This window comes from Stutzerimonas urumqiensis, from assembly GCF_003640395.1.
Lineage (GTDB): Bacteria > Pseudomonadota > Gammaproteobacteria > Pseudomonadales > Pseudomonadaceae > Stutzerimonas > Stutzerimonas urumqiensis.
The window spans coordinates 377,831-394,687 of sequence record NZ_RBZQ01000003.1 but is presented as its reverse complement, the minus strand read 5'-3'; the positions used below and the strand labels follow the sequence as shown (position 1 = coordinate 394,687).

Genomic DNA, 16,857 nt, shown 5'->3' with positions numbered 1-16,857 from the left:
CATACCGCACCGGCTCGCCTTGCAGCGCGGTGATGAACCAGCCGTAGCCATAGCCGTGCCCGGTGTAGCGCGAGCGTGTGCGCGGTGTTCAGGACGCTTCGATCCAGTCCTCGGACAGCACGCGCTCGCCGGATGCGGTGACGCCGCCTCGGCGGTACAGCTCGCCGAATGCGAGGAGCGAACGTGGTGTCATGGCCATCTGGTTGCCGCCCAGGTAGATGCCTTGCGGACCGCGCGTCCAGGCGGTGATGTCGAAGCCCTCCAGCGGGCCGAGCCATCGACGCGCCAGTTGCAGGGTCGATTGGCCCGTCGTGCGGGTGAGAATCGCCGACAGCAGATGGGTCGAGCCGGTGGAGTAAATCATCGAGCCACCCGGCTCGTCCTCGAAGGGCCGTGCCAGTGCTGCCCGGACCCAGTTGCGGCTCGCCACCCAGGCGCCGTAGTGGCGACCGGAGGTCGGGCCCAGGCCCGCTTGCATCGACAGCAGGTGACCCACCGTGAGCTGCCTCAGGCGCGGATCGGGGCTGGCCGGCAGGTCGGATTCGAGCAGCTCGGCCACCCGTTGGTCGGTGCCTTCGAGCACGCCCTTGTCGATGGCGATGCCGACCAGCGCCGACACCACCGTCTTGGAGGCGGACTTGATGTTCGTCGGCTCGGTGGTGGCGTGCCCGCGGTAGCCACGCTCGGCGACGATTCGGCCCCCCTGCGCGACGATGACGGTCTGCAGCGGCCTGAGCTGTTCAGCCTGATCGAGGAGGGTGTTCAGATCGGTAGCCGCCTGTGGCGGCGGACCAAGAAGAGCCAGCAGCATCAGACCGATGGCGGCCAGCGAACCTCCAGTCACGGGACGACGGCGGCGGTGAGTCCGGAGCATGGCAGTGGCCGTGTGGTCGTGGATGATGAGGTTTGACCGCCAACCCCGGCCAGACGTGCCGCGCCACCGGCGCCACGCCTGGTGCGAACGTCACGCGACTGTCATCGGCATGTCATAGCCTCGCGGCTTTCCAACCTGGAGGCCGCCATGCCCCGTTTTCTCATCCTTGTGTCCCTACTGCTGTCGTCTGGCCTGGCCGCCGCCGACGTTCGGGTCGTCGGCCCGGTCGAGGCGGGTGTGTTCGAGAGCCAGCTCAAAGACCCGCAGCCGGGCGAGCGGGTGCTCAGCCGTAGCGATCAGCGCATCATTCCCACCGAAGACGTGCCCGCGAAACTCGGCACCAAGTTCGGACTGCGCTTCAGTCTCGAGGGCAAGCGGGCGGACGACACGCCACTCACGCTCCTGTACCTCACGCCCGGCGTGGTGAGCCCGGACGGCGAGCGGCATGACCGGTTCGAGGTGACCCAGGCGCTGGTGCCGGGCGCGCCGCAGGATGTCATGGCATTCGAATTCACCGAGCACCATGAAGTGGTGCCCGGCGAATGGCATTTCCTGGTCTTCCAGGGCGATCGCAAGCTCGCCGAGCAGCGCTTCCAGGTGCGTTGAAGCACTCCGGCTGGCGGGCCTTCCGTCGGCCGGAACGATTTGCTGCTTGAAAAAGGTGACGTTGCGCTGAAGTTGCGTCGCCCGCGGCCGAAAACGTGGATTGCCAGAGCAGTCGCGACGGGTAGCACCCGGCGATTGCCATCGTCCACGCAATTGCGGGCATTGCCCGAAAGGTCGCTTCGTCATGGCGTACACGCTGTTCCGCCGCCTCGGTGTCTGCCTGCTCCTGTTGACCTGCCTGCAAGCAACCGCAGCGCCGACGACTGCGCAGCCGGTGATCACCGTGGTCACCGAAGAGCTCCCGCCCTACAACATGACCATCGATGGAAAGGTCACCGGCATGTCGACCGAGGTGGTCGAGGCCGTGCTCGCCGAGGCTGGCGTGCAGGCGACGATCCGGTCGATGCCCTGGGCGCGCGCCTACGACATGGCGCTCAATGCCGAGAATGTGCTGATCTACTCCATCGCCCGCACGCCGCAGCGCGAGGATCTGTTCAAGTGGGTCGGCCCGTTCGCCGAGATGAAGATGCACCTGTACTCGATGCCGGGCACCCACTACGACATCAGGACGCTCGACGACGCCCGCCAGTACCAGATCGCAACCGTCAAAGACGACGTCGGCGAGCAGTACCTGGTCGCCCAGGGCTTCGTCATTGGCAAGAACCTGCAATCGAGCAACAAGTACGAGCACAACTACGCCAAGCTCAAGGAAGGCCGTGTCCAGCTGTGGATTTCCAACGAGCTGAACGCCCACTGGCTGGTTCGCCAGGGCAGCGGTGATCCGGCACAGCGGGCCGTGCCGCAACTGGCGATCGACCTTGGCGGGCTGAAGAACTCCCTGGGAATGGCCTTCAGCCGCCAGACCGACGATGCGCTGGTGCGTCGCGTGAGCGAAGCGCTCGAGCGCGTGCGGGCCGACGGTCGCTACGACGCGATCATGCGCAGGTGGCAATAGCGTGAACGCCGCCGGGCCAGCATCGGGCGCGGTCGATTCCGCGCGCGGGAGCCGCTCGCTCGGGCGGCGGCTGGTGCTGGCGACGCTCGGGTTCTGCCTGCTCTTCACGCTGCTGACGGTGGGTGTGCGCACCTGGTCGGCCTGGAACGATACGCTGGAGGAGATGAACGCCGAGCTCGCGCTGATCGACCAGGTGTTCAGCAGCACGCTGTCCAAGGCGATCTGGGAACTGGATGACAGCGCCCTGAACAGCCAGCTCGACAGCCTGGTGCAGGCCGCGCCGGTCGGCCGCGTCGAGTTGCAGATCATCCGCGCGGGGCGGCCACCCGAGGTGAGGGCGCGCGAGCGCGAGGCGCGTGGCGGCGCCCGGTTGGCGCCGTCGCTGCAGCGGCCGTTGGGCTACGAGCCCTATGCCGGCGAGCTGGAAACCCTCGGCACCCTGACGCTGGAAGGCAACGAACGGCTGCTCTGGCGTCGGCTGTTCGACGAGATGACCAGCATCGTGGTGACCCAGGCGATCCAGTCGCTGCTGCTGGCGGGCCTGATCATGTGGCTGTTCCATGTGACGGTCACGGTGCATGTGCGCCGCATCGCCCGTCACCTGGCGCAGCTCTCGCCGGACACGCTCGGACGCCGCCTGCGGCTGGGCCGCTCGCCCGATCGGCATGACGAGCTGAGCCTGCTGGAGGTCGGCGTCAACGGCCTGCAGGACAAGCTATCCAGTTACCTGGCCCGACAGCACCAGGCCGAGCTGGACCTCGCCGCGCACCGCGACCGTCTGGCCGAGCTGGTCGCGGAGCGGACCGCCGAGCTGAGCGAGGCCAACGCACGCCTGGAAGAACTCAGCCGCAGCGATCCGCTGACCGGCCTAGCCAACCGGCGCGCCTTCGACGAGCTCAAGGACGTCGAGTTTCGCCGTGCGGCGCGGCTTGGCCAGCCGCTCACGGTGCTGATGTGCGACGTCGACTTCTTCAAGCGCTACAACGATACCTACGGGCATGCGCAGGGCGACCAGTGCCTGCGCGTCATCGCCGAAACCCTGAGCGGCGTCTTCGCCCGCGCCGGCGAGGTGGTCGCCCGTCTCGGTGGCGAGGAATTCGTGGTGCTGCTGCCCGGCTCCGATGCCGCCGCGGCCCGTCGCTCGGCCGAACGGGTGCAGCAGCGGTTCGCCGAGCGTGCGCTGGCCCACAGCGGCTCGCCTATTTCCCCGCACGTCACGCTGAGCATCGGCCTCGCGGAGTTCGACGCCGAGGCCATCGACCATTTCGACCTGTTGCTGCACCGCGCCGACGAGGCCCTGTATCGGGCCAAGTCGCAGGGCCGCAACCGCATCGCCGACTGATTGCGAGGCCCCCGATGATCATCCGTCCCATCGCCTGGATTGCACTGTCGCTCGGTCTGCTCGGCAGCGCCGCCCGGGCGGACGACGTGCGCGTGGTCACCGAGGAGACCGCCTACAGCTACCAAGAGAACGGCCAAGTGGTCGGCTCCGCCACCGAAGTCGTGCGGGCGACCCTGCGGCGTGCCGGGCTCCCGGACGATCGCATCGCCATCTACCCCTGGGCGCGGGCCTATCGCCTGGCGTTGAGCGAACCGGGCGTGTTGATCTACCTGATCGCGCGCACGCCCGAGCGCGAGATGCTGTTCGAGTGGGTCGGCGAGATCATGCGCATCGACTATCACCTCTACAAACTGCGCGAGCGCCGGGATATCGAAGTCGCGGAGCTGGACGACGCGCGCCAGTACCGCATCGGCGTGCTGCGCGATGACGTTCGGCATGCCTATCTCAAGGCGCATGGCTTCACCAAGCTGGTGGTGTCGGCGCACAACAGCGACAACTTTCGCCAGCTGATCAATGGCCAGGTCGACCTCGTCCCGATGCCCGAGCACGACATTCGCACGCTCTGTGCCGAGCACGGCATCGATCCCGCGCGACTGGAGAAGGTTGCCGCGCCCAGCGTGCCGACCCGCCTGTACATGGCGTACAGCCGTCAGACCGACGAAGCCACCGTGCTGCGCACCCGCGCCGCGTTCGAGCACCTCCAGGCCGAGGGGATGGTCGAGCGGACGATGGCCACCGAGCCATGAAGCGGCGCGCCGTTTAGCCGTGCGTTTTCTTGCATGCCGGCAACCTCGGCGGATTGTTCGCTGCGCGCCTGAGTCCGCCCTGCGGGTCTACGCCGCGGTCGAGAGTTTCAGTCCGGCGATGCCGGCGACCACCAGGATGATGCTGACCAGCTTCAGCGGCGTCACCGTCTCGTGGAACAGCACGACCCCGGCAATGGCGGTGCCCACGGTGCCGATGCCGACCCACACGCCGTACGCCGTGCCGATCGGCAGCGTGCGCAAGGCGGCGCTCAGCAGGTAGAAGCTGCCGACCATGGCGGCGAGGGTGACGAGCGAGGGCACCAGGCGAGAGAAGCCTTCGGTGTACTTGAGGCCGATGGCCCAGACGATTTCAAGCAGGCCCGCGAGGACGAGATACAACCAGCTCATGGCATGACTCCATGCAAGGCAGGGCCGTCCCCGCAAAGAGATACGCCGCGGGGTCGTCCCCGGTGCGGTGCGAACCGGCCGTTCGCAGCGCCGAGCATTCTAGCCGTCATGCCTTCGGGTACAAGCCCGAGGCCCTTGCCGGTGCGGGTGTAAAAACGGAGCCCAACCCGGCACGCCCGGCCGCCCGACCGATGCGGCACACCCGGCCATGCATTGCCGTGTCGGCCTGCATGGCAGTCACGCGCTGCCCGGCAATACCCCGGCGCAACGAGCAGCCGTGCAGCTCTTCAGTCTGGATCGCGGCAAACAGGCCGGTGTTCGCGAGCCGACCGCCCGGCGTGATCCGCTCGTTTTCGCACGATGCCCTCTTGCGTGCGCCCGGCGCTTGCGTCAGCCTGCGCGCCGCGCTCGGGGCTATCCGCCTCGCGGGCCGGACGAGGGTTCGGCCCTGGACGCCGTCGGCATGCCGACGGAGCGATCCCTGCGTGACAACTACCGCCGTGCACTACCCCGCACGACGTTTGCCGAATGCCCTATCCGGGCCGACGGTCTGTCTGGAGATACACGATGTCTACCGAACCGGTCACCCTGCTGGTGGCGCGCCGCGTGCGCAATGGGCGCTACCACGACTTTCTCGCCTGGCTGCACGAGGGCGAACAACTGGCCACCGACTTCCCCGGCTACCTCGGCTCGGGCGTGCTGGCACCGCCTGCGGGCGATGACGAATACCAGATGATCTTTCGCTTCAGCGACGAGCAGACCCTCGCCGCCTGGGAGCACTCGGCCTCGCGGCGAGCCTGGCTGGAGCGTGGCCAGGACCTGTTCGCGCATCCGCACGAACATCGCGTCAGCGGCATCGACGGATGGTTCGGCCCGGCGGACTGGCGACCGCCGCGCTGGAAGCAGAGCGTGGCGATCTGGCTGGCGTTCTTTCCGGTGTCGCTGACCTTCAACGCGCTGCTGGGCGAATCGCTCGACCGCCTGCCCCTGCTGGCGGCGGTGCTGGTCAGCACGCTGGTGCTGACGCCGCTGATGAGCTACCTGTTCATTCCGCTGTCGACGCGCTTGCTGGCGCCCTGGCTGGCGCGTCAGCCGAGTGCCCGCCCGCGGGTCGATCGCACCGCGGCGGGGCGTTCGTCGCTGCGCTGAGGGAGGCGCGGCGTCTGGTTACCGCGCCGGATCGGCGATCAGTTCCGCTCGAGGTCCGGGGTGAAGCGCAGCGTCACGCACGCACCGTCGCGATTCTCGCGGATGAGCTGGGCGCCGCACCGGCCCGCCAATGCTGAAACCAGCCCGAGCCCGCGCAGGCCCTTGCCTGGGGCGGGCTCGTTCAGCAGCGCCGGCGCAAAGCCAGCCCCGCTGTCGCGCACGACCAGCCGCGCGCGGCCGTCATCATCCCGTCCGACCTCCAGCTGCACCCTATCGCCGCCGCCGTGCTTGACGATGTTGGTGATGAGCTCGTTGACGATCAGCCCGAGATCCGAGGCCATCTGGAACGACACCGCCACCGATTGCGTCTGCGCGACGAGCGTCATGTCGGTGCGTCCTTCGGCGTCGAGTACGGTACGCGCGAGCGTCGGCAGGTAGCTGCCCAGATCGACCTGGCCGCCGGTGTTGCGGTGCAGCTGGTCCTGCACCGCGCCGACGCCCTGGATGCGCGAGATGGCCGTCTGCAGCAGCTCGCGCGCCTCATCGCCCTGCGCGCGGGCCTTCGACAGCTGCAGGAACGAGAGGATGAGCTGGAGGTTGTTCTTGACCCGATGGTTCAGCTCCGCCAGCAGCACGCGCTGGTGATCCTCCAATTCGCGCTGCTCGGTGATGTCCACGCAGCTGCCGAAGTAACCGGCGAATTCGCCGTTGCGGTAGAAGGGCGCCCCGTTGTCCAGGAACCAGCGGTACACGCCATCGCGACGCCGCAGCCGGTACGGCATGGTGAAGCGTTCGCGCGCATCGAACGCGGCGGTGTAGGTCGCCACGCAGCGATCGAAGTCGTCGGGGTGCACGTCCTCGGCCCAGCCATAGCCGAACAGCTGTTCCTGGCTGCGGCCGACGAAGTCCTCCCAGGGCTTGTTGAACCAGTCGCAGAGCTTGTCCGGGCGTGAGCGCCAGATCATGACCGGGGCATTGTCGGCGAGCTCGCGGAACTCGGCCTCTCCCATCCGGATGTCGGCGTACGGTGCGGGCCGTTCAGGCGATTGCATGCGGGGTCCTTAGCGGGGCGATTTGACGAACAGTTCAAGCGTAGCGGGTGGCGGCGGTACTGCCAGGCCGTCGATGAGGGCCCGGGCGACGTCGATCGTGCGCAGCAGGTCGTCGAGCCTGAACGGCTTGCCGAGCAGGCCGAGGGCGGCGTCGCGGTTGTCTTCGGCCACCTGCCGCTGGCCGCTGACAAACACCGAGACGATGCCGTACTCGGCGCGCAGGCGCCGCGCCAGCTCGATGCCCTCGTCGCGCCCGGCCAGGTTGATATCCACCAGCGCGAGGTCGACAGCACTGGCGCTGGCCAGCTCGAGTGCCTGCGTCACGCCATGGGCCGGGCCGACTACCTGATGGGCGCCTTCTTCGAGCACCGCGGCGGCGGTCAGCGCGAGGATGGGGTCGTCTTCGACGAGGAGGATGCGCATCAGGGGCCTTGAGTGGGTGGTGGAAGGGTATCGACGAGCGGATCGCGGCAATCGGCCCGCTCGCGGTCGAACGGGAAGGTCGCCGTCATCCGGCAAAACGGCCGGCGATCATACACGCCCGGTCTTCGGGCGTTGCCAACCATCCCGGAGGTGACATGAACAACAAAGCACTATGCCTCGTCGCGGTGCTCGGCAGTAGCGGCGCATTCGCCGCGACGCCGGGCGTCCATTGGACCTACGCGGGCGATGAAGGTCCCGAGAACTGGGCCCGACTGACCCCCGAATTCGCGGCCTGCGCCGGCAAGAACCAGTCGCCGATCAACCTCGAAGGCATGCTCGAAGCCGACCTCGAACCGCTGAACCTGAGCTACAACACGTTGGCCAGCCAACTCGCCAACACCGGCCACGTGATCCAGGCCGCGTACGAGCCGGGCAGCTACCTGACCCTTGACGGCCGGCGCTTCGAACTCATCCAGTTCCATTTCCACGTGCCGAGCGAAAACCACGTCCAGGGCCGCAGCTTTCCGCTCGAGGGCCATCTGGTGCACGCCGACCCCGATGGCCGCCTCGCCGTGGTCGCGGTGATGTTTGAGGAAGGCCGGGACAGCGCGGCGCTCGCGCCGCTGGTCGCCGCCCTGCCGGACCCGGGGAAAACCAAGCCCATCACCCCGGCCGTCGACGCCACTGCGCTGCTGCCCGAGGGGCTGGAGTACTACCGCTTCAACGGCTCGCTGACCACGCCGCCCTGCACCGAGGGCGTGCGCTGGCTGGTGCTCAAGGAGCCGGTCTCGGCCTCGGCGGGACAGATCGAAGCGCTGCGCGCGGCCATCGGCCACCCGAACAACCGGCCGCTGCAACCGCTCAACGCGCGCATTCCCCTGCAATGAACGGCGCCGGCACGCAGGCGGATGTTCACGCATCCGGGCGCGCCGGTTCATCGACGATCGCCTCGATCCGGGCGGCGAGCGCATCCATCGGGAAGGGCTTGATCATCAGGTGCATGTCCGGCGCCAGCGCGTGGTTGCCGACGGCCATGCTTTCGGCATAGCCGGTGATGAACAGCACCTTGAGCCCCGGACGCAGCTCGCGTGCGGCATCGGCCAGCTGGCGGCCGTTCATGCCGCCCGGCAGGCCGACGTCGGAAATCAGCAGATCGATCGGCGCGTCGGAGCGCAGGACTTTCAGTGCACCAGCGCCATCGGCGGCTTCAAGTGCTTCGTAGCCCAGCTCGCCGAGGACATCGAGGATGAGCATGCGGATCAGGGGTTCGTCGTCGACCACCAGCACCCGGTGGCCGGCGCTGGCGCGTCGCTCGCCGGCCTGCCCGGCCTCGCCCTGAGGTTCGACCGGGCCGAGGTGGCGCGGCAGCAAAATGCGCACGCGGGTTCCCTTGCCGGGCTGCGATTCGATCAGGGCCTGGCCCTCCGACTGCTGGGCGAACCCGTAGATCATCGACAGCCCGAGCCCGGTGCCCAGGCCCATCGGCTTGGTCGTGAAGAACGGATCGAAGGCCCGCGCCGCCACTTCGGCGGTCATGCCGGTGCCGGTATCGGCGACGGCGATTTCCACGTATTCGCCCGGCATGAGCACCGCCCGCTTGGCCGCTGCCTCGTCGAGCTGGAGGTTGGCGCTGGTGATCGTCAGCTCGCCGCCATCGGGCATGGCGTCGCGGGCATTGATGCAGAGGTTGAGCAGCGAGCTTTCCAGCTGATGGAAATCGCAGCGGGTCGCCCACAGATCAGGAGACAGCGCCGTGCGCAACAGGATCGACGGACCGACCGTGCGTTCGACCAGGTCGAGCATGTCGGTGATCAGCGTGTTCGCATCCACCGGGCGCGGGTCCAGGGTCTGTCGGCGGGAGAACGCCAGCAGCCGGTGCGTCAGCGCGGCGGCACGGGTGGCGGCGGTCAGCGCGGTGTTGAGGTAGCGATCGACGTCCTCGACGCGCCCTTGCCCGAGGCGCGTCTGCACCAGCTCCAGGCTGCCGGTGATGCCGGTCAGCAGGTTGTTGAAGTCATGCGCCAGGCCGCCGGTGAGCTGGCCGACGGCCTCCATCTTCTGACTGTGGCGCAGCAGCCCCTCGGCCTGGCGCAGGGCCTCGGCCTGCTCCTTGATAGCGCTAACGTCGCGCACCGTGGAATAGATGAGCTCGCCGCGACGCACGCTGTTCCAGGACAGCCAGCGGTAGCTGCCGTCCCGATGGGACAGGCGGTTCTCGAACCCCTGCACGACTTCGCCCTCCTGCAACGAGCGGAAGGCGGCGAGGGTGGCGTCGCGGTCATCGGGGTGGACGAAATGGTGGAAGGGCTGGCGGCGCAAGTCGTCCTTGCTCCAGCCGAGCACGCGCACCCACGCCGGGTTGAGGCTGACGAAATGGCCGTCCGGCCTGCGCGTGCACAAGAGATCGGGCGAGGCCTGCCAGATCTGGTCGCGTTCGCGGGTGCGCTCCTCGATCCGCTGTTCCAGGCTGCTGGCGACCTTGTGCAGCTGGCCCAGGCTGCGTCGCAGCGCGGCGCATAGCGCCACGATGCCGCCGGTCACCACCAGGAACAGCCCGCCGGCCGTCCACTGCTCGGCGGTGAGCAGGAAGCTGAAGGGCTCGCCGACGAACAGGTAGCACGCCGCGAGGGTCGCCAGCACCGTGGCGAACAACCCCGGCCAGAAGCCGAGCATGAAGCCGACCGCCATCAGCACCGGGATGAACATCAGGTAGGGCAGCCCCATCACCGGGAAGGCCAGGCGCGCCAGGGCGGCGATCGCCACGACGGCCGTCGCGCCGACGAGGCGGGACGCGAGCGGGATGCGCCGATAATCCGGGAGCCGGCGCGCCATGTCCGCCAGCAGGGAGGAATTGCGAGTGATCGTGAGCATGCCTGGGTAGCGGTCCGCCAGCTTACGACCGCCGATCATCGTACGGTCTCGCTATCTCCGATACCCCGCATCGCGCCAAGTTCGACGCGCCGGGCGTCGCGTGCCGGATATGCGACGCATGCCCGGTTCAGGCGTTGCCGTTGTGCAGCCCCTGTTCGCGCAGGCGCTTGTACAGCGTGTTGCGGCTGACCCCGAGCTGCCGCGCCAGGTGCGAAATGTTGCCGCCGCAGGCCGCCAGCTGCGCCGGCAGGTCCCCGGCCAGCCGCACCAGGTCGGTGACCGGCGCGCAGCCGTGATCCGCCGCGCGCTGCTCGCCGCCCAGCGCGAGGTCGGCGAAGAAGTCGTCGGGCAGGTGCTCGGGCCGGATCGGCTCGTCATCGGCGAGCACCAGCGCGACCTGAATCACGCTGGCGAGCTGGCGCAGGTTGCCGGGCCAGGGATGGCGCTCGAACAGCGCCAGCACCTCGTCGTCGAGCCCGTCGGGCTGGTGCGGTTCGCGGTGCATCGCCAGCACGCGCTGGAACAGCGCCGCCTTGTCGGTCCGCTCGCGCAGCGGCGGCAGGCTGATCGGCAGCCCGGCGATCCGGTAATAGAGGTCGCGCCGGAAACGGCCGGCCTCGACGTCGGCGCGCAGCGAGCGGTTGGTCGCCGAGATCAAATGAATGTCGACCGGGTACGACTCGCTGCTGCCCAGCGGCCGGACCCGCCGCTCCTGCAACACGCGCAAGAGTCGCGCCTGCACGCCGGGCGGCATGTCGCCGATCTCGTCGAGGAACAGGATGCCGCCGTCCGCCTTGCGGATCAGGCCCAGGCTGCCCTTCGGGTTGGCGCCGGTGAACGCGCCTTTTTCGTAGCCGAAGAGCTCCGCCTCGACCAGCTCGGCCGGGATCGCCGCGCAATTGACCGCCACCAGCGGCCGCTCGGCGCGCGTACTCGCCCGGTGCAGCGCCTTGACCAGCACCTCCTTGCCGACCCCGGTCTCGCCGTGCACGAGGATCGGAATGTCGCGGTCGAGCATGCGCTCGGCCTGGCGCAGCGCCTTGTGCACGCGCGGGTCGCCGAGGTCGATCGCGCGCAAGTCCAGCGTGCCGCCTTCGCGCTCGGGCGATACCGGCCGGGCCGCCGGTGCGCTCGGCGGCAGGCGGAAGTCGCGCGCCTGCACGCGCGGCCGGCGCGGTCGGGTGATCAGGCCGTGAAAGCGCGAACGCCCCGCCGCGCGCAGCACAAAGGGTTGCCCTTCGGGCTGGTCGAGCAATTGCATCAGCGACACGTCGAACAGTTGGGTGAGGTTCATGCGCGTCAGCCGCACGCCCAGCAGGCTGTCGGCACGGCGATTGGCCGAGACCACCTCGCCGGCCTCGTCGAACACCAGGAGGCCCGCCCACTGGCTGTCGAGGTTGTCCTGGCTGATGGTGACGGTGAGCTGGAAATAGTCATCGCCGAACAGGCTGAGGATCAGCCGGTTCTCTACCGCCTGGCTCATGACCTTGACCATGCCCAGGGTGTGGGCCGGTGGCAGGTAGCTGTCGCTGGAGACGTCGAGCACGCCGATCAGCCGGCGCTCGGCGTCGTAGAGCGGCGAGGCGGAGCCGGCCATGAAGCGGTTGGCCTTGAGGAAATGCTCGTCGCGCTGGATGTGCACCGACTCGCCGCTGGCCAGCACGGTGCCGATCGCATTGGTGCCGATGCCGCGCTCCTGCCAGCTGGCGCCGGGCACGAAGCCGCCGGCCCGCTCGGGCTCGATGAAACGACGGTCGCCCCACGAATGCAGCAGCCGCCCCTGGCTGTCGGCCAGCATGATCAGGCAGTTCGAATTGGCGAGGATGTTCTCGTAATAAGGCAGCACTTCGCGCTGGGTCGTGCTGACCAGCAGGTGCTGGCTGTCGAGGAGGGCGGCGACTTCGCCCTCGCCCGGCCGGTCGAAGCGCGGCGGCGTGCTGTGGGTAAGGCCGTAATCGAGGCAGCGGTTCCAGGAGTCGCGGATCAGCGCGTCATGGGAACTCACCGTGGCGGTGTCGGACATGGGTGCCTTCCGTATGCGTGTCTTGTTCTTGTTCTGCGGTCGCGTCGAGGCGTGCCGGGCTTAGACAGTCTTGTTCAGTCCTGTTCAATGTCAACGTTCAGTTGTGTTCACACCTGTTCATTTCCGATGGTCGGTCAGGCGGGCTGAAGACCGCACCTCTCGAAAAACCAAAGCCAGAACAGTCGCTTAGCGAGAAGCCAGGCGGCTGGCACGTTTCGCGCATTGTCGAGCGGCATAACAACGAGAAGGATGCGTCATGTCGCTCACGCTGGAACATGTCTCCAGGGTCGTCGATAACGAGGTCTACATCGACGATGCCTGCCTGACCTTCGAGCCGGGTTCGTTCAATGTGCTCATCGGCCGGACCCTGTCCGGCAAGACGTCTTTGATGCGGCTGATGGCCGGCCTCGACAAGCCCACCCGCGGGCGGCTCTTGATGAACGGCGTCGACGTCACCGGCGTGCCGGTCCGCAAGCGCAACGTGTCGATGGTCTACCAGCAGTTCATCAACTACCCGACGCTGACGGTGTTCGACAACATCGCCTCGCCGCTGCGCCAGGCCGGCGTCGCCAAGGGCGAGATCGAGCGCAAGGTGCGCGAGACGGCCGAGATGCTGCACATCGAGGGCTTCCTCGGGCGCTACCCGCTGGAGCTGTCGGGCGGCCAGCAGCAGCGCACCGCGATGGCTCGCGCGCTGGTCAAGGACGCCGACCTCGTGCTGTTCGACGAGCCTCTGGTGAACCTCGACTACAAGCTGCGCGAAGAGCTGCGCCAGGAAATGCGCGAGCTGTTCAAGACGCGCCGCACCATCGCCATCTACGCCACCACCGAGCCCAACGAGGCGCTGGCCCTGGGCGGCACCGCGACCATCCTGCACGAAGGCCGGGTGATCCAGAGCGGCCCGACCACCGAGGTCTACCAGCGACCGCAGCAGGTGCTGGCGGCCGAGCTGTTCTCCGAGCCGCCGATCAACCTGATCGATGGCCGCATCGCCGACGGCGAGGTGGCGCTCGAGGACGACCTGCACTTCGCGCTCAACGCCGACCTCGCCGGCCTCGGCGAAGGCGCCTACCGCTTCGGCGTGCGCCCGAGCCACATCGGCCTGGTGCCGTCCAACGATGACGACCTCGAAGTCTCGGGCGTGGTCGAGCTGGCCGAGATCAGCGGATCGGAAACCTTCCTGCACGTGCGCAACGGTCGCTTCAGCCTCGTGTTGCACCTGCAGGGCGTGCACGACTACCCGGTGGACTCGCCGATCCGCGTGTACATCCCGACCCACAAACTTTTCGCGTTCGATGCCCAGGGCCGTCTCGCCCAGGCGCCGAGCCGCCGCTACTGAGGGCGCGAGCATGGCCGAAATCCGCCTGCATCGACTGGCGCACAGCTACAGCCGCACGCCGCGCGGCGCCGAGGACTACGCCATCCGTTCGATGGACCACGTCTGGGAGCAGGGCGGTGCCTACGCGCTGCTCGGCCCGTCCGGCTGCGGCAAGTCGACCCTGCTGAACATCATTTCCGGGCTGCTCAGCCCGTCCGAGGGGGAGGTGCAGTTCGACGGTCGCGCGGTCAACGACCTGAGCCCCGAGCAGCGCAACATCGCTCAGGTTTTCCAGTTCCCGGTCGTCTACGACACCATGACGGTGTTCGACAACCTGGCCTTTCCGCTGCGCAACCAGGGCCTGCCGGAGACGAAGGTCACGAGCAAGGTGCGCGAGATCGCCGAGGTGCTGGAGCTGCAGCCGCTGCTGGACAAGAAGGCGCGCAACCTCACGGCCGACGAGAAGCAGAAGGTCTCGATGGGCCGCGGGCTGGTGCGCGACGACGTCTCGGCGATCCTCTTCGACGAGCCGTTGACGGTGATCGACCCGCACCTGAAATGGAAGCTGCGGCGCAAGCTCAAGCAGATTCACGAGCAGTTCAACATCACCATGGTGTACGTCACCCACGATCAGCTGGAGGCCTCGACCTTCGCCGACAAGATCGCGGTGATGTACGGCGGGCAGATCGTCCAGTTCGGCACGCCGCGCGAGCTGTTCGAGCGGCCCCGGCACACCTTCGTCGGCTTCTTCATCGGCAGCCCGGGGATGAACCTGGTGGACGTGCAGCCCGACGGCGACGCCGTGCGCTTCGGCGCCACCCGCCTGCCGCTGCCCAACGGCATGGCGGCGACGCTCCCCGCGCTGGCCGGCAAGCGCCTGCAACTGGGCATCCGGCCGGAATTCGTGCACGTCAGCGATGAGCCGAGCGCCGGGGCGATGCCGGTCGAGGTGGTGCACGCGGCGGACCTCGGCACCTACAAGATCCTGACGTTCCGCCTGGACGGCACGCTGTTCAAGGCGCGCCTGTCCGAGGAGCAGCGGGTGCCCGAGCAACATGCCTACGTGGCGTTCCCCTCGCAGTGGACGCTGCTCTATGCCGACGATCTCCTGGTGGAGGGCCACGCATGAAGGTCCAGAACAACCACGCCTGGTGGCTGGTGCTGCCGGTGTTCGCGCTGGTCGCGTTCAGCGCCATCCTGCCGATGATGACGGTGGTCAACTACTCGGTGCAGGACATCTTCGACCCGACCACGCGCTTCTTCGTCGGCACCGACTGGTACGAAAAGGTGCTCACCGACCCGCGCCTGCATGACTCGCTGCTGCGCCAGTTCATCTTCTCGGCCTGCGTGCTGGCGATCGAGATTCCGCTGGGCATCGCGGTCGCGCTGTCGATGCCGACCAAGGGCCGCTGGGCCTCGCTGTGCCTGATCGTCCTCGCCATTCCGCTGCTGATTCCGTGGAACGTGGTCGGCACCATCTGGCAGATCTTCGGCCGTGGCGACATCGGCCTGCTGGGCTGGGCGCTGAACGCGCTGGGCTTCTCCTACAACTACGCCGCCGACACGCTGGACGCCTGGGTCACGGTGCTGGTGATGGACGTCTGGCACTGGACCTCGCTGGTCGCGCTGCTGTGCTATTCGGGGCTGCGCGCCATCCCGGACGTCTACTACCAGGCTGCGCGCATCGACCGCGCCTCGAGCTGGGCGGTGTTCCGCCACATCCAGCTGCCCAAGCTCAAGAGCGTGCTGCTGATCGCGGTGATGCTGCGCTTCATGGACAGCTTCATGATCTACACCGAGCCGTTCGTGCTCACCGGCGGCGGCCCGGGCAATGCCACGACCTTCCTCAGCCAGACGCTGACGAAGATGGCCGTCGGCCAATTCGACCTCGGCCCGGCAGCCGCCTTCTCGCTGATCTACTTTCTCATCATCCTGCTGGTGTCCTGGCTGTTCTACACGGCCATGACGCACGGCGACCAGAACCGCTGAGGCCGTCATGAACGCACGCAAACTCGTCGTCCTGCTCGCCTATGTGCTGTTCCTGCTGGTGCCGATCTACTGGCTGCTGAACATGTCGTTCAAGAGCAACACGGAGATTCTCGGCGGGCTGACCTTCTGGCCGCAGCAGTTCACGCTGGACAACTACCGGGTGATCTTCACCGATCGCAGCTGGTACAGCGGCTACCTCAACTCGCTGTACTACGTGTGCCTGAACACGGTGATCTCGCTCTGCGTGGCGCTGCCGGCGGCCTACGCCTTCTCGCGCTATCGCTTTCTCGGCGACAAGCACCTGTTCTTCTGGCTGCTGACCAACCGCATGGCGCCGCCGGCGGTGTTCCTGCTGCCGTTTTTCCAGCTGTATTCCTCGATCGGCCTGTTCGACACGCACCTGGCGGTGGCGCTGGCGCACTGTCTGTTCAACGTGCCGCTGGCGGTGTGGATTCTCGAAGGCTTCATGTCCGGCGTGCCGAAGGAAATCGACGAGACTGCCTACATCGACGGCTACAGCTTCCCGAAATTCTTCCTGCGCCTGTTCCTGCCGCTGATTCGCTCGGGCATCGGCGTGACGGCCTTCTTCTGCTTCATGTTCAGCTGGGTCGAACTGCTGCTGGCGCGCACCCTGACCTCGGTCGACGCCAAGCCGATCGTCTCGGTGATGACCCGCACCGTGTCCGCGTCGGGCATCGACTGGGGCGTGCTGGCCGCCGCCGGGGTGCTGACCATCCTGCCGGGCGTGCTGGTGATCTGGTTCGTGCGCAATCACGTCGCCAAGGGCTTCGCCCTCGGCCGGGTATGAGGAGACCGACATGAACTGGATGGCCTGGACCCAACCGACCGCGATCTTCTTCGCCGTCATCGCCCTCATGCTGATCGCCATGACCGTCTGGGAGCTGCGCTCGCCGAGCGCGCCACGGCGTGGCTTCCTGCCGATCGCCACCACCCGCGGCGACCGGCTGTTCATCGGACTTCTGGGCAGCGCCTACTGGCACCTGATGGTGATAGGCCTGACCGACTGGAGCATCTGGATAGCGACTGCGCTGTCCGCCGTGTGGCTGTTTGCAGTGATGCGCTGGGGCTGAGCCGCGTGCC

17 protein-coding genes are annotated in these 16,857 nt (G+C 67.7%); 11 read left to right on the top strand and 6 right to left on the bottom strand.

Annotated elements, in window-relative coordinates:
- Positions 1 to 88 precede the first annotated feature (88 nt).
- Positions 89 to 874: a serine hydrolase domain-containing protein gene (locus tag D7325_RS07835; protein ID WP_245962044.1), complete on the bottom strand. Its 786-nt coding sequence runs from the start codon at positions 872 to 874 to the stop codon at positions 89 to 91.
- A gap of 147 nt (positions 875 to 1,021) precedes the next feature.
- Here D7325_RS07835 and D7325_RS07830 point away from each other — a divergent pair, with 147 nt between their 5' ends.
- The 4 genes from D7325_RS07830 (at position 1,022) to D7325_RS07815 (ending at position 4,523) form a co-directional block, all read left to right on the top strand.
- Positions 1,022 to 1,480: a DUF3859 domain-containing protein gene (locus tag D7325_RS07830; protein ID WP_120994995.1), complete on the top strand. Its 459-nt coding sequence runs from the start codon at positions 1,022 to 1,024 to the stop codon at positions 1,478 to 1,480.
- A 184-nt stretch (positions 1,481 to 1,664) separates the two neighbouring features.
- Positions 1,665 to 2,435, top strand: coding sequence for a substrate-binding periplasmic protein (locus D7325_RS07825; RefSeq protein ID WP_120994994.1), 771 nt, complete (start codon positions 1,665 to 1,667; stop codon positions 2,433 to 2,435).
- Between the two features lies 1 nt (position 2,436).
- The gene (locus tag D7325_RS07820) at positions 2,437 to 3,777 is read left to right on the top strand and encodes a GGDEF domain-containing protein (protein ID WP_218565176.1); all 1,341 of its coding nucleotides are present in this window, start codon (positions 2,437 to 2,439) and stop codon (positions 3,775 to 3,777) included.
- A gap of 14 nt (positions 3,778 to 3,791) precedes the next feature.
- Positions 3,792 to 4,523, top strand: coding sequence for a substrate-binding periplasmic protein (locus D7325_RS07815; protein ID WP_245962043.1), 732 nt, complete (start codon positions 3,792 to 3,794; stop codon positions 4,521 to 4,523).
- A gap of 87 nt (positions 4,524 to 4,610) precedes the next feature.
- Here the strand turns inward: D7325_RS07815 and sugE are convergent, their stop codons facing one another.
- The gene (gene sugE, locus D7325_RS07810; protein ID WP_120994993.1) at positions 4,611 to 4,931 is read right to left on the bottom strand and encodes a quaternary ammonium compound efflux SMR transporter SugE; all 321 of its coding nucleotides are present in this window, start codon (positions 4,929 to 4,931) and stop codon (positions 4,611 to 4,613) included.
- A 567-nt stretch (positions 4,932 to 5,498) separates the two neighbouring features.
- Between sugE and D7325_RS07805 the strand changes: the two genes are divergently transcribed.
- The gene (locus D7325_RS07805; RefSeq protein WP_120994992.1) at positions 5,499 to 6,080 is read left to right on the top strand and encodes an antibiotic biosynthesis monooxygenase; all 582 of its coding nucleotides are present in this window, start codon (positions 5,499 to 5,501) and stop codon (positions 6,078 to 6,080) included.
- 38 nt (positions 6,081 to 6,118) lie between these two features.
- Here the strand turns inward: D7325_RS07805 and D7325_RS07800 are convergent, their stop codons facing one another.
- Both D7325_RS07800 and D7325_RS07795 read right to left on the bottom strand, forming a co-directional pair.
- Positions 6,119 to 7,132, bottom strand: coding sequence for a sensor histidine kinase (locus tag D7325_RS07800; protein ID WP_120994991.1), 1,014 nt, complete (start codon positions 7,130 to 7,132; stop codon positions 6,119 to 6,121).
- 9 nt (positions 7,133 to 7,141) lie between these two features.
- Positions 7,142 to 7,555: a response regulator gene (locus tag D7325_RS07795; protein ID WP_120994989.1), complete on the bottom strand. Its 414-nt coding sequence runs from the start codon at positions 7,553 to 7,555 to the stop codon at positions 7,142 to 7,144.
- A gap of 155 nt (positions 7,556 to 7,710) precedes the next feature.
- Between D7325_RS07795 and D7325_RS07790 the strand changes: the two genes are divergently transcribed.
- Positions 7,711 to 8,442, top strand: coding sequence for a carbonic anhydrase (locus tag D7325_RS07790; protein ID WP_120994987.1), 732 nt, complete (start codon positions 7,711 to 7,713; stop codon positions 8,440 to 8,442).
- A gap of 25 nt (positions 8,443 to 8,467) precedes the next feature.
- On the opposite strand, the gene D7325_RS07785 is transcribed toward D7325_RS07790, so the two are convergent.
- Positions 8,468 to 10,426, bottom strand: coding sequence for a response regulator (locus tag D7325_RS07785; protein ID WP_245962042.1), 1,959 nt, complete (start codon positions 10,424 to 10,426; stop codon positions 8,468 to 8,470).
- Between the two features lie 127 nt (positions 10,427 to 10,553).
- The gene (locus tag D7325_RS07780) at positions 10,554 to 12,449 is read right to left on the bottom strand and encodes a sigma-54-dependent Fis family transcriptional regulator (protein ID WP_120994983.1); all 1,896 of its coding nucleotides are present in this window, start codon (positions 12,447 to 12,449) and stop codon (positions 10,554 to 10,556) included.
- Between the two features lie 256 nt (positions 12,450 to 12,705).
- Here D7325_RS07780 and D7325_RS07775 point away from each other — a divergent pair, with 256 nt between their 5' ends.
- From D7325_RS07775 to D7325_RS07755, 5 genes are read left to right on the top strand one after another with little or no spacing between them, the layout of a single operon-like run.
- Positions 12,706 to 13,788 (top strand): ABC transporter ATP-binding protein, encoded by a 1,083-nt coding sequence (locus D7325_RS07775; protein WP_120994982.1) that lies wholly within the window; start codon positions 12,706 to 12,708, stop codon positions 13,786 to 13,788.
- Between the two features lie 10 nt (positions 13,789 to 13,798).
- Positions 13,799 to 14,896, top strand: coding sequence for an ABC transporter ATP-binding protein (locus D7325_RS07770; protein ID WP_120994980.1), 1,098 nt, complete (start codon positions 13,799 to 13,801; stop codon positions 14,894 to 14,896).
- Positions 14,893 to 15,756 (top strand): carbohydrate ABC transporter permease, encoded by an 864-nt coding sequence (locus tag D7325_RS07765; RefSeq protein ID WP_120994979.1) that lies wholly within the window; start codon positions 14,893 to 14,895, stop codon positions 15,754 to 15,756. The genes D7325_RS07770 and D7325_RS07765 overlap by 4 nt, the downstream gene beginning before the upstream one ends.
- 7 nt (positions 15,757 to 15,763) lie before the next feature.
- Positions 15,764 to 16,564, top strand: a complete 801-nt coding sequence (locus D7325_RS07760; RefSeq protein ID WP_120994978.1) for a carbohydrate ABC transporter permease — start codon at positions 15,764 to 15,766, stop codon at positions 16,562 to 16,564.
- A 10-nt stretch (positions 16,565 to 16,574) separates the two neighbouring features.
- Positions 16,575 to 16,847 carry a DUF2160 domain-containing protein gene (locus D7325_RS07755; RefSeq protein WP_120994976.1) on the top strand — a complete coding sequence of 91 codons (273 nt, stop codon included), beginning with the start codon at positions 16,575 to 16,577 and terminating at the stop codon, positions 16,845 to 16,847.
- Positions 16,848 to 16,857 lie beyond the last annotated feature (10 nt).